The organism is Shewanella sp. YLB-07 (assembly GCF_009377275.1).
Window position 1 is genome coordinate 236,747 of sequence record NZ_VOQB01000009.1, and the last position, 14,335, is coordinate 251,081.

Annotated in this window: 15 protein-coding genes; 10 read left to right on the forward strand and 5 right to left on the reverse strand. The window is 44.9% G+C overall.

Annotated features, from left to right (window positions below; translation table 11 throughout):
• Positions 1-251 precede the first annotated feature (251 nt).
• Positions 252-1,430 (forward strand): serine hydrolase domain-containing protein, encoded by a 1,179-nt coding sequence (locus FS373_RS19890; RefSeq protein ID WP_152830414.1) that lies wholly within the window; start codon positions 252-254, stop codon positions 1,428-1,430.
• A gap of 86 nt (positions 1,431-1,516) precedes the next feature.
• Here FS373_RS19890 and FS373_RS19895 read toward each other — a convergent pair whose 3' ends face one another.
• Positions 1,517-2,269, reverse strand: a complete 753-nt coding sequence (locus FS373_RS19895; RefSeq protein WP_144046209.1) for a Nif3-like dinuclear metal center hexameric protein — start codon at positions 2,267-2,269, stop codon at positions 1,517-1,519.
• 276 nt (positions 2,270-2,545) lie between these two features.
• On the opposite strand from FS373_RS19895, the gene FS373_RS19900 reads away from it, so the two are divergent.
• Positions 2,546-2,917, forward strand: coding sequence for a hypothetical protein (locus FS373_RS19900; RefSeq protein ID WP_152830415.1), 372 nt, complete (start codon positions 2,546-2,548; stop codon positions 2,915-2,917).
• A 72-nt stretch (positions 2,918-2,989) separates the two neighbouring features.
• On the opposite strand, the gene FS373_RS19905 is transcribed toward FS373_RS19900, so the two are convergent.
• A complete protein-coding gene (locus tag FS373_RS19905; RefSeq protein ID WP_152830416.1) occupies positions 2,990-3,472 on the reverse strand; it encodes a glycine zipper 2TM domain-containing protein in 483 nt (160 codons plus the stop codon).
• Positions 3,473-3,527: 55 nt separating this feature from the next.
• On the opposite strand from FS373_RS19905, the gene aat reads away from it, so the two are divergent.
• The 3 genes from aat (at position 3,528) to infA (ending at position 5,298) form a co-directional block, all read left to right on the forward strand.
• Positions 3,528-4,238, forward strand: a complete 711-nt coding sequence (gene aat / locus FS373_RS19910) for a leucyl/phenylalanyl-tRNA--protein transferase (RefSeq protein ID WP_322619536.1) — start codon at positions 3,528-3,530, stop codon at positions 4,236-4,238.
• Positions 4,228-4,941, forward strand: a complete 714-nt coding sequence (locus tag FS373_RS19915; protein ID WP_144046206.1) for an arginyltransferase — start codon at positions 4,228-4,230, stop codon at positions 4,939-4,941. The genes aat and FS373_RS19915 overlap by 11 nt, the downstream gene beginning before the upstream one ends.
• 138 nt (positions 4,942-5,079) lie before the next feature.
• Positions 5,080-5,298 (forward strand): translation initiation factor IF-1, encoded by a 219-nt coding sequence (infA, locus tag FS373_RS19920; RefSeq protein ID WP_005500725.1) that lies wholly within the window; start codon positions 5,080-5,082, stop codon positions 5,296-5,298.
• A gap of 105 nt (positions 5,299-5,403) precedes the next feature.
• Here the strand turns inward: infA and clpA are convergent, their stop codons facing one another.
• A complete protein-coding gene (gene clpA, locus FS373_RS19925; protein ID WP_144046205.1) occupies positions 5,404-7,662 on the reverse strand; it encodes an ATP-dependent Clp protease ATP-binding subunit ClpA in 2,259 nt (752 codons plus the stop codon).
• A gap of 37 nt (positions 7,663-7,699) precedes the next feature.
• Positions 7,700-8,008 carry an ATP-dependent Clp protease adapter ClpS gene (gene clpS / locus FS373_RS19930; protein ID WP_144046204.1) on the reverse strand — a complete coding sequence of 103 codons (309 nt, stop codon included), beginning with the start codon at positions 8,006-8,008 and terminating at the stop codon, positions 7,700-7,702.
• 244 nt (positions 8,009-8,252) lie between these two features.
• Here clpS and cspD point away from each other — a divergent pair, with 244 nt between their 5' ends.
• Positions 8,253-8,459 (forward strand): cold shock domain-containing protein CspD, encoded by a 207-nt coding sequence (cspD, locus tag FS373_RS19935; protein ID WP_005500728.1) that lies wholly within the window; start codon positions 8,253-8,255, stop codon positions 8,457-8,459.
• Positions 8,460-8,606: 147 nt separating this feature from the next.
• On the opposite strand, the gene FS373_RS19940 is transcribed toward cspD, so the two are convergent.
• Positions 8,607-10,832, reverse strand: coding sequence for an NADP-dependent isocitrate dehydrogenase (locus FS373_RS19940; protein ID WP_144046203.1), 2,226 nt, complete (start codon positions 10,830-10,832; stop codon positions 8,607-8,609).
• Positions 10,833-11,215: 383 nt separating this feature from the next.
• Here FS373_RS19940 and FS373_RS19945 point away from each other — a divergent pair, with 383 nt between their 5' ends.
• The 4 genes from FS373_RS19945 to hflD all read left to right on the forward strand — a co-directional run bounded on the left by FS373_RS19945 (position 11,216) and on the right by hflD (position 14,335).
• Positions 11,216-11,935 carry an rRNA large subunit pseudouridine synthase E gene (locus FS373_RS19945; protein ID WP_322619537.1) on the forward strand — a complete coding sequence of 240 codons (720 nt, stop codon included), beginning with the start codon at positions 11,216-11,218 and terminating at the stop codon, positions 11,933-11,935.
• Positions 11,936-11,974: 39 nt separating this feature from the next.
• Entirely contained in the window at positions 11,975-12,451 is a 477-nt protein-coding gene (locus FS373_RS19950) for an NUDIX hydrolase (RefSeq protein WP_144046201.1), read from the forward strand.
• Between the two features lie 135 nt (positions 12,452-12,586).
• Positions 12,587-13,717 carry a tRNA 2-thiouridine(34) synthase MnmA gene (mnmA, locus tag FS373_RS19955; RefSeq protein ID WP_144048926.1) on the forward strand — a complete coding sequence of 377 codons (1,131 nt, stop codon included), beginning with the start codon at positions 12,587-12,589 and terminating at the stop codon, positions 13,715-13,717.
• 3 nt (positions 13,718-13,720) lie between these two features.
• Positions 13,721-14,335, forward strand: coding sequence for a high frequency lysogenization protein HflD (hflD, locus tag FS373_RS19960; protein WP_144046200.1), 615 nt, complete (start codon positions 13,721-13,723; stop codon positions 14,333-14,335).

Sequence of the window (14,335 nt, forward strand, 5' to 3'; positions counted from 1 at the left end):
AATCACATACCTACAATGCTACAAGCTCATCTCATTATTTTGCCATAACCTAATCGCTCTAAAATAGGTTTTTCAGATTAATTGTGATTTCAGTTTATTGCTTGTCGCTTTAACGTTTATTTTTCACACAAAAGATTCATTAATACCCATTTTTGTCAATTGACTGTTTTTTGTTGGCCTCATTTATTGCTAACATGATCAATTATCTTGCCTTTTGTTTCTTTAGATTTTATTTTTGGGATTTTTTCGTCATGTCCAACTGGTCTTTATTTTTACTTACTCTTCCCCTCGCCAGCTTAATCTTCTCTGCCACAAGTTTCGCCCAATCTGACTATCAGGCTATCGGTGACAGTTTTAAGTCGCAATTTCATGCTCAATTGAAGAAAAACAAGGTACCTGGTGGCGCCTTCGTTATTGTCGACAATAATAAAATTATAAAAATGAGCGCCTATGGCAAGCGCCAAAAAGGCGCTAGTCTCAATATCAACACAGACACTGTTTTCAGGCTCGCCTCGGTATCAAAGACCTTCGCGGGCAGCTTAGCAAGCATGCTGGTTCATGAAAATAAATTTGAATGGGATGATCCACTACGTAAGTATATGCCCGAATTTCACCTCGCCGATCCACAAATGAGTCAGCAAGTTAAACTTGGACACCTCATAGGACAAAGCACAGGCCTGATGCCAAACAGTTATGACAATATTCTCAATGCCAACGGTAAACTTGAGAAGATCATTCCTAAGTTCAAAAAATTAACCCCTATGTGTTCACCGGGTACGTGTTATAGCTACCAAAATATCGCATTTTCTTTCATCCAACCTGTGATCGAACAACAAACTGGCGACAGCTACGCTAGTTTGGTGGAGAAGCGTATCTTTGAGCCCCTACATATGGATACCGCATCAATAGGCATGGAGAGCTTTATGGCAACAGATAATAGAGCCAGTCCGCATATCAAGACACGTTCGGGTTTTAAAAAGGTCAAGGTAAAACCTAACTACTATCAAGTCGAGCCTGCCGCTGGGGTTAATGCCAGTATTACCGATCTCTCTAAATGGTTAATGGCTAACCTGGGAAATAATCCAGATGTGTTATCCCCAAGTTTATTGGCGGATATTCAAACCCCGGGAGTGCGAACGAGTAAAGAGTTGCGTCGCCGGGAATGGAAAGCTTATCTGAATGATGCTCATTACGGCAAAGGATGGCGTGTGTATGATTTTGAAGGGGAAAAATTAATATATCATGCAGGTTGGGTTGCAGGTTATGTCGCCGAAGTCGCCTATTCTCCTCGGTTAAAAGTCGGCATGGCCATGTTACTCAATGGTGAATCAAGAGTGATAGCTAAATTAGGCGCAAGTTTTTGGCACAGCGTCATTCGGCAACAAGCTCAAATCGCCATGCAGAAAAAAACAAGTATTCACACCGATTAGTACTCATCATAAACTAAGCGGTCTGTCTGCGACTGCTTAGTTTATTGAGTCCAAGATGGATCAATCTTAAGCCAGTAGGCCTAAACCTAAACAGGATTGTCGATGTCGACATACTCATGTTCGATATCAAACTCACGCGCAAGGTGCTCACCAAGGGCCTGAATACCATACCTTTCTGTCGCATGATGACCCGCCGCAAAGTAGTGTATCCCCAACTCAAGAGCGCTGTGAAAGGTACGCTCCGACACTTCACCACTGATAAATGCATCGACGCCTAAGCTCGCCGCATCATCGATATAATCCTGAGCCCCGCCGGTACACCAGGCAATACTCTGTATTTCAGCAGCTGGATCGCCAATATGCAGAGCCTCTCTATTAAGTATCTCACTGATAGATTTAGCAAAAACCCCAGCAGAGACAGGCGTATCGAGACGTCCTTGCCAAATTAATCCTTGAGCAATTCCTTCAACTGGCTCAGCGTCCGAAATATCTAGCTTTCGACCTAACTCGGCATTGTTGCCCAGCATGGGGTGCGCATCCAAGGGAAGATGGTAACCAAAAAGATTAATATCATGGGTCAATAATGCTTTTATCCGTCTCTGTTTCATGCCTGTTATCACCTCTCTCTCCCCTTTCCAGAAGAATCCGTGGTGTACTAACAGCGCATCGGCATCGAGAGCGATGGCTTTATCGATCAACGCCTGGCAGGCGGTGACCCCAGTAACGATTTTTTTTATCTCTGCTCGTCCCTCAACTTGCAGACCATTAGGCGCATAATCTTTAAACTTACCCACTTGTAAAAACTCTGCAAGATATTCTGCTAACTCGTTACGTGTCATTGAACCGCCCTTATAAAAATACAGTTTAAGTGTAACCCATGTACTAATCCCGGCACAGATTTAACCCGCTCACACTTCAAAAAATAGCCAAGTGACATTTTAACAACCTTTAATTAACTGGTTTAAAATCAAGTTAATTATCAATTACCTGTCAATAAGCCGTAAAAACCAGCAAATACGGGCGATTTTCAGTGAAAATTGGACATTTTACTGGTTTAGCCTATAAAATTAGTCCAAACCTTCAAGTTAACATTAAAAAATAAATAGGTTATTACTATGTCAAAACTGACCAAAGAAGAGGTTATCAGCGCATTAGAGTCTGCTCTTGCTGCCAAGCAAGGTTCGACTGTAACGATTGAACAAAAAGGAAGCTGGTACAAAATCGATGGCGGTAAGTCATTACGCTTTAGCGATCTCGACACTATGCTAACCGAGCTAAGTGGCGGTGAAGCTTCTGCTGAAGTGACTCAAACCCAAGCTAAACCAGCTGCAGAGACGGCTAAACCTAAGGCGGCAGCTAAAACAACGCCGACTAAGAAGACTAGAGCCGAAGCCGTGACCACTTCAAGCTCAAAAGGCGGTAAGACGCCAAAAGAGCTATGGCGTGAAAAACTAGCAGGAAAAGGTCAGTTACCTCGCGGTTTCTAATCTTTATTCTGAAGTCATAAAAACAAAAAGGAGCCTGAGGCTCCTTTTTGTTTTTATGGCTATACGGGTAAATCACATGGCGATATCGACCCTAACGCTTCCTTGAAGATACACGACCCTCACTTCATCCCCAGCGTTGAATATCATGCCTGAATCGAGATCTTGTATAATCATCACCTGCTGGCCATCCTCCTGCTTGATCATGAGTTCAACAAGTTTCAGCTCTTGGTAATAAGAGTTATCGCCATATCTATGACCCACGCCAGCCCCTATCAAGGCGCCTAAAACTGTCGCGACATCTTGCCCGCTACCGCCGCCGAATTGATGACCAATAACGCCACCAATCAAGGCTCCACCGAAGGTTTTCCATCCTTGATTTTGATCTTCTATGAGTTGTTTCTCGGTGATATTTCTCACCGATACCAGGTCACCATAAAGGACTTTCTCTACGGGAACGGCTTGATCTCTCTGATAGGCTGCCGCGGAATTCAGTGAAAATGTGACCGTCAAAGCCACCACTAAGGAGAGTAATAGATTAAAACTAGGTTTCAACATAGTCATTTTTCCGCTAAATTATAATAAGGTCTACTAAAGATAATCTTACTCAATTGTGAACTCACTGTCCTATTTAAATCATCAATTCGAACAGTTTCCAGAACCTGAACTGGCACTGACAGATCCTAACGGGCTATTAGCCATAGGGGGGGACCTGCAACCAGCTCGATTACTCCATGCTTATTATGAGGGTATTTTTCCTTGGTTTAATCTCGATGACCCTATCCTTTGGTGGTCACCGGATCCTAGGGCAGTATTTGTCCCGGGAAGCATGAAAGTCAGTCGAAGTTTAATAAAATATTTAAAAAAACAAACTTGGACCTATAGCATAAACCATGCTTTCGAAGAGGTCATAAAGGGCTGCGCTCAGCCAAGAGTGGCACAAGATGGCACCTGGATCACCAATGAAATCCAGCAAGCTTACCTGGCACTACACCAGCAAGGACAGGTCCACTCAGTAGAAGTTTGGGATAATGGCGCCCTCATTGGGGGGTTATATGGCGTAGTCATAGGAAAGGTCTTTTGTGGCGAATCTATGTTCCACACCCAAACCAATGCGTCTAAAGCAGCCATGCTGATGTTGCATCAGCATCTATTGAGAAACGGTTTCAAATTAATCGATGCCCAAGTGATGAACCCACACTTAGCCTCTCTAGGCGCTACGGCATTAAAAAGAAAAGATTTTATCAATTTACTCAAGCGTTTCCGTGATGGTGATGTCTCAGTCAACACTTGGTTACCCAACGAGGTTTATATTGAGCTCTAAATCACAACAAGTTTCAGTAGGGATAACTAAAACCTTTCCCTGTAGTTACCTAGACACTCAAATGGAGCAACTCCTGATGCTTCAGGAAGAGAGTATCGACATAAACTTGTTCGAGCAGTTATTGTCACTGGGCTTTAGACGCAGTGGCGGCACCATTTACAAACCCCAATGCCCCCATTGCAACGCTTGCCTGCCCATTCGTATACCCAGCGCGAGTTTCACACCTTCGAGGCGACAAAAAAGAACCCTGAAAAACAACAGAGATCTGGTGTGGAAAATAATCGGCAAACAAGCCGACTATCACTATACTTTGTACGAAACTTATATCAATCAAAGGCACAGTGATGGGCCCATGTACCCGGCTTCCAAAGAGCAATATCAACATTTCATTGGCTCTGGTTGGCTAGACCCGGTATTTATTGAACTATGGAATGCAGACAAACTGGTAGGGGTGGCTGTCACCGACATTCTGCCTAACAGTTTATCGGCAATCTATAGCTTTTTTGCTCCCGAGGAACACAAGCGCTCTTTAGGATCTTTGCTCATTCTGCTCCAATGTCGTCTGGCTAAATTGATGAAAAAAGATTTTGTTTATCTAGGCTATCAAATTGATGAATCGAGAAAGATGAACTATAAAAGAGACTATACCCCCTATCAAATATTAACCAGCTCGGGCTGGCTGCAAACACCTGATGAGAAATAATTTATTGGTTTTTGAGTATGTGCGGCCAAGGAGCGCGCTATTTAACACCGATAAGTTAACCTGCTCTTTACAGCAAGGCGAAATTGCGGCATGATACGCCCGTTTTTAACATTTGAAGGCTAACAGGATAACTGATTAATGGCGAAAGAAGACAACATTGAGATGCAAGGCACGATCCTTGAAACCTTGCCGAACACAATGTTTCGTGTAGAGCTAGAGAACGGTCACGTTGTGACTGCACACATCTCAGGCAAAATGCGTAAAAACTACATCCGTATCTTAACGGGTGATAAAGTGACAGTTCAGCTGACCCCTTACGATTTGAGCAAAGGTCGCATCGTCTTCCGTTCACGCTAAGTTAGCTATCACAAAATTTTTAAAATCGGCCAGACCGGTTTTTTTAGTTTATCGTATTAAAAAAGGCTGCAATTGCAGCCTTTTTTTTACTCTTTTTTTATCCGACTAGTTCAGCACCTTTTCCACTCTGTCGGTCGTGATCACAATTTCCTTCTTGACGACATCGACATGTGCCTCGCCTCCTTTCTCCAGATCACCAAACAATATCTGATCCGCCAGCGGTCGCTTAATAAGCTCAGTAACTACCCTTGCCATAGGCCTAGCTCCCATAGACTTATCGTAGCCCTTCTCAGCCAATAAGGTTCTCGCTTCGTCACTGACATGCAGAGTCACGGCTTTATCATCGAGTTGAGCCTGCAACTCCACTAAGAACTTATCAACAACTTTAGCGATGACAGTCATATCCAAATGATTAAACCAGATAATCTCATCTAGCCTGTTTCTGAATTCCGGAGAGAAAATCTTATTGATCTCAGATAATGCATCTAAGCTATGATCTTGCTGCTTAAAGCCAATGGAGTTGCGTACAGTCTCCTGCACACCCGCATTGGTGGTCATCACTAGGGTGACATGCCTGAAATCCGCTTTCCTGCCATTGTTGTCCGTCAGGGTGCCATGGTCCATCACCTGCAACAGCAAGTTATAAACATCCGGATGCGCCTTCTCAATCTCATCGAGTAACACCACACAATGCGGATTTTTAATCACCGCATCGGTAAGTAATCCTCCCTGATCATAGCCAACATAACCAGGAGGAGCGCCGATCAACCGAGACACAGTATGACTCTCCATATACTCGGACATATCGAACCTGACCAGGTTGAGCCCGAGACATTTAGCCAATTGACTGGTCACCTCGGTCTTACCAACACCGGTAGGACCTGCGAACAAGAAACTACCAACGGGTGTCTCTTCGCCGCTCAACCCACTACGAGACAATCTAATCGCAGCGCTAAGGCTTTCAATCGCATTATCTTGGCCAAACACCACCATCTTAAGGTTACGGTCTAGGTTCTTCAGCATATCTTTGTCAGTGGCTGATACGGACTTCTCAGGTATTCTGGCAATCTTAGCAATAATTGATTCAATCTCACCCTGACCGATAGTCTTCTTTCTCTTGCTCGCGGGTTGCATCGCCATTCGGGCACCAGCTTCATCGATAACATCGATGGCTTTATCGGGCAGATGACGATCGTTAATGTGTTTATCAGACAATTTAGCCGCAACACTCAAAGCCGCCATGGTGTACCTCACCCCATGATGCTCTTCATATTTAGACTTTAGTCCACGCAATATTTTGGTCGTCTCAGCCACGGAAGGTTCATTAACATCAATTTTTTGGAAACGTCGGGCCAAGGCACGATCTTTCTCGAAAATACTCTGATATTCCTGGAACGTGGTCGAGCCCATACATCTTAACCGACCGCTAGACAGCAAAGGCTTTAGCAAGTTAGACGCATCCATCACCCCACCCGACGCTGCGCCGGCACCTATGATGGTATGGATTTCATCGATAAACAGGATCGCCTTCTCATCGCTCTCAAGCTCTTTAAGCAGACTCTTGAAGCGCTTCTCAAAGTCGCCGCGGTACTTAGTTCCGGCTAACAGAGCCCCGAGATCCAAGGAATAGACTGTGACACCACTCATCACTTCCGGCACTTCATTCTTAACGATACGATAGGCAAGTCCCTCGGCAATTGCCGTCTTACCCACCCCCGCTTCCCCCACCAGCAGCGGATTGTTTTTTCTGCGGCGACAAAGGATCTGAATCGCACGTTCAATCTCTTCACTGCGTCCGATAAGGGGATCGATATGCCCTTGTTCTACGCGCTCATTGAGATTGTCGGCAAACTGAGAAAGCTTGCTCTTTTCCTCTTCTGACTCGCTATGATCTTCAATTCGCTCTTGATTCGCTGCCGAGTCGCCTTCGTTCTTAGACACTCCATGAGAGATGAAATTGACTACATCGAGTCGAGTGACTTCGGCATTTCGTAATAAGTAAACCGCTTGTGATTCCTGCTCACTAAAAATAGCAACCAGCACATTGGCACCCGTGACTTCATTGCGGCCCGAAGACTGTACATGAAACACCGCCCGCTGAAGCACTCTCTGGAAGCCTAGTGTAGGCTGAGTCTCTCTATCATCCTCAGGATCAGCAATGATGGGCGTGGTTTGTTGAATGAAGCTGGATACCTCCTCCCTCAACTTGTCCAAATTCGAACCACAAGCGACTAATGCCTCTTGAGCAGCCGGATTGTCAATCAAGGCCAGCAATAAATGTTCTACCGTCATGTACTCATGACGCGCATCTCTGGCTTGCTGGAACGCCAGGTTTAAGGTGACTTCGAGATCTTTGTTTAGCATAAGCACCCCCTAAATATACAACGTAACAAACCTAAATTTAGGCTTTCTCTAAAGAACACAGTAACGGATGTTCGTTTTGTCTTGCAAATTGATTTACCTGAGCAACCTTAGTTTCTGCAATTCCAAATGAAAAAACGCCGCAAATTCCCTTGCCCTGATGATGGATAGCCAACATGATATCTGTGGCTTCCTGTTCATTTTTCTTGAAGAAAAGTTGTAATATTTCAATCACAAAATCCATCGGAGTATAATCATCATTGTTTAACACTACCTTATACATCGAAGGTGGCATCAACTCCGATTCAACACGCTCTTCTACGTGTTCAATATTTCCTACTTTACCCATGTTTCAATATTAGCCTCTTGTCATGGCTTGTACCAATCGATATAAAAATTTTGAACCTTTTACTCAACATCTCATATCTCACACACTAATTGATACAAATTTTCAACTTAAATGTTGATTCTTTGTTAAAATGCGCTTGACTTACATACGAACTGCTTTCATTCTGTTCAACAAGCGGTGGATCAGCCCGCTCATTTAGTTTTACTATCTTACTGGTAAGTAAACAACAGAAGGAAGTGGAAGTATGGCAAACGGAACTGTTAAATGGTTCAACAACGCCAAAGGATTCGGGTTTATTTGCCCTGATGCTGGCGGTGAAGATGTTTTTGCACACTATTCTACCATTGAAATGGAAGGCTATCGAACTCTAAAAGCAGGCCAACCAGTTCAATTTGAAGTAGAAGCGGGTCCAAAAGGTATGCACGCGTCAGTAATATCAACAATTAATTAATTTAGTGGCCAAGATCAAAAAAAGGCAGGGAGCTCCCTGCCTTTTTTATTGCCTGATTTTCACACCCAAAACCTATTGACGCTTTCGAGCCATGACAGGCTAAAACTAAGCCGAAACGGTAAATCGACCTCAGCTTAGATTTCTACTTTAAGAAACAAACAAAGCGTTAAGTGTCGCACTCGGACGCATCTCGGCAGCAGCCTTTACAGGATCTAAACGATAATATCCGCCCAGATCTGCAGGGCTGCCTTGCGCCGAATTTAACTCATCAACAATCTTGTCTTCATTGCTAGCCAAAGCTTCTGCGAGTTCAGCAAACTGCGCCTTAAGCTCAGCATCTTGTGACTGGCTAACGACAGCCTGAGCCCAGTACATGGCAAGATAGAAATGACTGCCACGGTTATCCAGCTGCCCCACTCGACGAGAAGGTGACTTGTTCTGATCGAGAAACTGTCCGATAGCCACATCGAGTGTATCAGCCAGTACTTGCGCCTTAGCATTGTTAGTCGTCTGACTCAGATGCTCTAACGATGCGGCTAAGGCCAGGAATTCACCTAATGAATCCCAACGCAGGTGCCCTTCCTTCTCGACCTGTTGTACATGCTTAGGTGCACTTCCGCCCGCACCAGTCTCAAACAGACCGCCACCATTCATCAAGGGAACGATAGAAAGCATCTTAGCACTGGTACCCAGCTCAAGAATGGGGAACAGATCCGTTAGGTAATCACGCAGAACATTACCCGTCACAGAGATAGTATTTAAGCCATCTTTAGTGCGCTGCAGGGTGAAACGAGTAGCCTCTATGGGTGACAAGATACGAATATCCAGGCCATCCGTGTCATGATCGCCAAGGTACTGATTCACTTTCTTAATGATTTGAGCGTCATGTGCGCGTTTCTCATCTAACCAGAATACCGCAGGTGTATTCGATAGGCGTGAACGCTTGACTGCAAGCTTAACCCAATCCTGAATAGGCGCGTCTTTAACCTGGCACATTCTCCAGATATCACCCGCTTCAACATCGTGGGATAAAAGCGTGTTTCCATTAGCATCGATAACATTCACACTGCCAGGGGCAGATATTTCGAATGTTTTATCGTGGCTACCATACTCTTCGGCTTTCTGAGCCATCAAGCCTACATTAGGCACACTGCCCATAGTGGTTGGATCGAAGGCACCGTTTTCTTTACAGAATTGGATAGTTTCCTGATATACACCGGCATAACAACGATCCGGGATCATGGCCTTAGTGTCTTGAGGCTGACCATCCGGTCCCCACATCATACCTGAGGTGCGAATGGCGGCAGGCATAGACGCATCTATGATCACATCACTAGGCACGTGCAAGTTAGTAATGCCCTTATCTGAATCGACCATAGCCAGTTCAGGGCGCGTCTGATAGATAGCCGCGATGTCGGCTTCTATCGCGGCTTTTTTCTCAGCTGGTAATGTGCTTATCTTAGCGTAGATATCACCCAGACCATTGTTCACATCGACACCCAGCTCTTCAAACAGGCTTGCATGCTTAGCAAACAAGTCCTTGTAGTAGACCTTAACCGCATGACCGAAAAGGATAGGATCCGATACTTTCATCATGGTGGCTTTCAAATGCAAAGAAAGCAGCACGCCTTGCGCTTTAGCATCTTGAGTTTCACGCTCGAAAAACGCGAGTAACGCCTGCTTACTCATCACTGAAGCATCGATCACTTCGCCCGCTTTCAAAGGAAGTGCAGATTTTAATACCTGCTCACCGCCCTCTTTCGTTTTAAGGACGATACTGACTTGAGTTGCCTCAGTCAGAGTGACAGATTTTTCACTGCCGTAAAAGTCACCCTCATTCATATGTGCAACGTGAGTCTTAGAGTCTTTAGACCAAGCTCCCATAGAGTGCGGATGCTTCTGAGCATATTTTTTAACAGAACCTGGCGCACGACGATCTGAGTTGCCTTCGCGTAACACCGGGTTTACGGCGCTGCCTTTAATTTTGTCGTAACGGGCTTGAACATCTTTCTCTGCAGCATTAGTCGGCTCATCGGGATATGAAGGAATATCATAACCTTTCTGTTGTAGCTCAAGAATACAGGCTTTCAGTTGAGGAATTGACGCGCTGATATTGGGAAGTTTGATGATGTTGGCTTCGGGTTTACCCGCAAGCTCACCCAGCTCAGCCAGTGCATCCGCAATTTTTTGCGACTCAGTCAATTTCTCAGGAAAGAGTGAAATGATTCGACCCGATAATGAGATGTCACGGGTTTCAACATTGATACCAGCCGCTTGTGTAAACGTCTTAATAATAGGTAACAGAGACAGGGTCGCTAACGCGGGGGCTTCGTCTGTTTCAGTATAAATAATGGTTGATGAGTTATCGGTCATTTTCCGTCCTACATTATATTAATAATAAGAATTTAAGATACTTTTGATTATTTTTTATACTGCTTTTTATTTAAATACAGTTTTTTATAAATACATCATTGAGTCTCCCACCTCAGGGTGGGCAACTGAATTTGTGCAAGCTAGATAGAGAGTAAACCCTATGACTCAAAATTAGGTACTCCCTTGCAGTAATAAGACTTTAACGCCTATATTAACGCGTAAATACCTGCGTTGAACTTCTCAAAACAACATGACGTTTTGAGATAGATCATATTTTAATGGCCAACATCATAAAACATTCCTGACAATTTTCAAATTCCACTAATGGCGAATGCCAAGTACAATGTTCGCATCAAGCCATACTATGCCAGAAGATAGCCAGAGTGAGTCATACTATTCCTCATCAACAACAGTTAAAAAAAACCCGTGCTAAGTCCTCAGCAGATAAAATCTCTACTTGGGGTGATAAGAAGAAAGTCAGCACTCATAAGAAGCACAGTACCCTGGGGGCGAAAGCTGGAAAACCCACCAGAAGCAAGCCCGCAGCTAAAGATCCAGTGATCCTTCTGTTCAACAAGCCTTTCGATGTACTCTGTCAATTTACCGATGAACAAGGCCGAAAGACCCTCAAGGATTTCATTCCCGTGAAAGATGTCTATGCCGCCGGTCGTCTAGACAGAGACAGTGAAGGCCTACTGCTACTGACCAATGACGGAAAACTGCAGTCAAAAATCACTGAGCCGAAGAAAAAAACCTTCAAAACCTATTGGGTTCAAGTGGAGGGCGCACCGGATGAAGCAGCGCTACAGGCATTGCGTGACGGTGTAGAACTGAAAGATGGCATCACGCTACCCGCTAAGATATCCATCATCTCAGAACCCAGAGTATGGGACCGAGAGCCCCCTATCCGTGAACGTAAAAATATTCCGACCACCTGGCTTGAGATACAGATCTGTGAAGGCCGCAACCGACAGGTGAGACGCATGACCGCCCATATTGGTTTTCCCACCCTCAGACTGATCCGTTATAAAATAGATCAATGGAGTCTGGACGATATCGATATCGGCCAATACCGGATCCTGGATATGAAAGCCAAAGGCTAACACAGACAAGTTTACAATCACTCCCTTGAGGGCATTGAAATGACACCTAGATATAGACCCAATGTAACTGTTGCCTGCATCATAGAGTCCCAGGGTAAATATCTGATTGTCGAAGAGCTTATCCAAGGTCAACGACGGTATAACCAACCTGCAGGTCACCTGGAGCTAGGAGAAAGTTTGCTTCAGGCCTGCCAGAGAGAGGTTCGGGAAGAGACTGGGCTCGAAATAATCCCCCAAGGCCTAACGGGCATTTATCAGTTTTCTGCCAATGAATCCCTCACCTTCTTACGATTCACCTTTCATGTGACACTCGAAGACTGTGCCCAGACTCAACCACAAGATCCGATAATTCAGGACACACATTGGTTGACCTATGCTGAAATTTCGGCACTGGGAAGCCGTTTGAGAAGCCCGCTAGTGCTCTCTTGCATAGATGATTTCCTGAATAAAATTCACTATCCGCTGGAAGTGCTCAATGATGACTATCTCAAGTTAGCCCCGAACAATAATGCGTGATAGAATACGTCCCCGAAAAAGTCGCTTATTTTGCTCATTGTTTGAAAACGGTCAACGCAGAATTTTGTGCTTGATTCATGGGCTCTTCTCTAAGTAAATCAGCGATTAAAGACACATTCAATGGTTTTAGGATCTATGGCATTTATCGAACCCACAGCAAATAGCAGTAAAAAAGTCATTGTCGGTATGTCCGGCGGTGTTGATTCATCAGTCTCGGCTTACTTGCTACTTAAGCAAGGTTATCAGGTCGAAGGCCTTTTCATGAAAAATTGGGAAGAAGATGATACCGATGAATATTGTGCTGCTGCAGACGATCTAAAAGATGCCCAAGCTGTATGTGACAAGCTTGGCATCAAGCTCCATACCGTCAACTTCGCCTCCGAATATTGGGACAATGTGTTCGAATACTTCCTAGCCGAATACAAGGCTGGTCGAACTCCAAATCCAGATATCATCTGTAACAAAGAGATCAAGTTCAAAGCATTTCTCGAGTTTGCCGATGAAATTCTCGACGCCGATTATATCGCCATGGGGCATTATGTACGCCGCAGCGATGAAACAGGTCAAAGTCAGATGCTACGTGGTGTCGATGGCAATAAAGATCAAAGCTATTTCCTCTACACGCTCAGTCATCAGCAGATTGCCCGTTCTCTCTTCCCCGTGGGCGAGCTCGAGAAGAGTGAAGTCAGAGAGATAGCCAAAGAGATGGGCCTCATCACCCATGACAAGAAAGACAGTACCGGAATTTGTTTTATCGGCGAGCGAAAGTTCACCGACTTCTTAAGCACCTTCTTACCTGCCCAGCCCGGCAATATAGAAACTGCAGAAGGCGAAGTCATCGGCAAGCACCAGGGACTCATGTACCACACCTTAGGCCAGCGTAAAGGCCTAGGTATCGGCGGAATGAAGAACAGTAATGACGACCCTTGGTATGTTGTCGATAAAGAGATGGACAGAAATGTCTTAGTCGTCGGCCAAGGTGGCACTCACCCGAGATTAATGTCCGTGGGTTTTTATGCTGATCAGCTCCACTGGGTCGACAGAAAAGGCCCCATCAATGAAGCAAAAATCACGGTAAAAACCCGCTATCGTCAACGAGACGTAGCCTGCACCCTGTTCCTTGAAACCAATGATAAAGGCGAAGACACAATAAGAGTCCTTTTTGATGAACCTGTTGCGGCCGTGACCCCAGGCCAATCGGCTGTCTTCTATTCTGGTGAGCTCTGCTTAGGCGGCGGCATCATCGACTCATTAATCAGAGAGTAATCCGTGAACGAGCAACTAAATGAACGCACAATGGCCTTCGCAGGTATCTTACAGGCCATCGCCCAGGTGCAACATATTGCCAGACACGGAAGTGCTGATACTGATAGTCTCGCAGCCAGCCTGAACACGGTCTTAGTCACTGAACCTGAGAGCACATCAGATGTCTACGCAGATAAAGTTGCCCTAAGAAAAGGCTATCAACTGATAGTCAATCAGTTAGGCGACGGCAAAGAGAAAGATGTAGAGGTCACACGTTACCTTATTGGCATTTTGGCTCTGGAACGCAAGTTGTCCCGAGGTAATGCTATGGGGATCCTGGCCGAAAGAATCAATCAGGTGCACCGTCAACTGCACCATTTCGCCATCACAGATGAACAGGTAGTTGCCAATTTTGCTGGCATCTACAGCGATATTATCAGTAACTTAGGTCCTAAAATCCAGATATCGGGTAACCCTGAATATCTGAAACAGTCTCAGGTACAGGAAAAAATCCGAGCCCTATTACTCTCTGCCATGCGCAGCGCAGTATTATGGCGCCAATTAGGAGGCAAGCGTAGACACCTTGTCTTCGCCAGAAAAACAATAGTCGATATAGCTAAAAAAAGCCTCACCCTATAA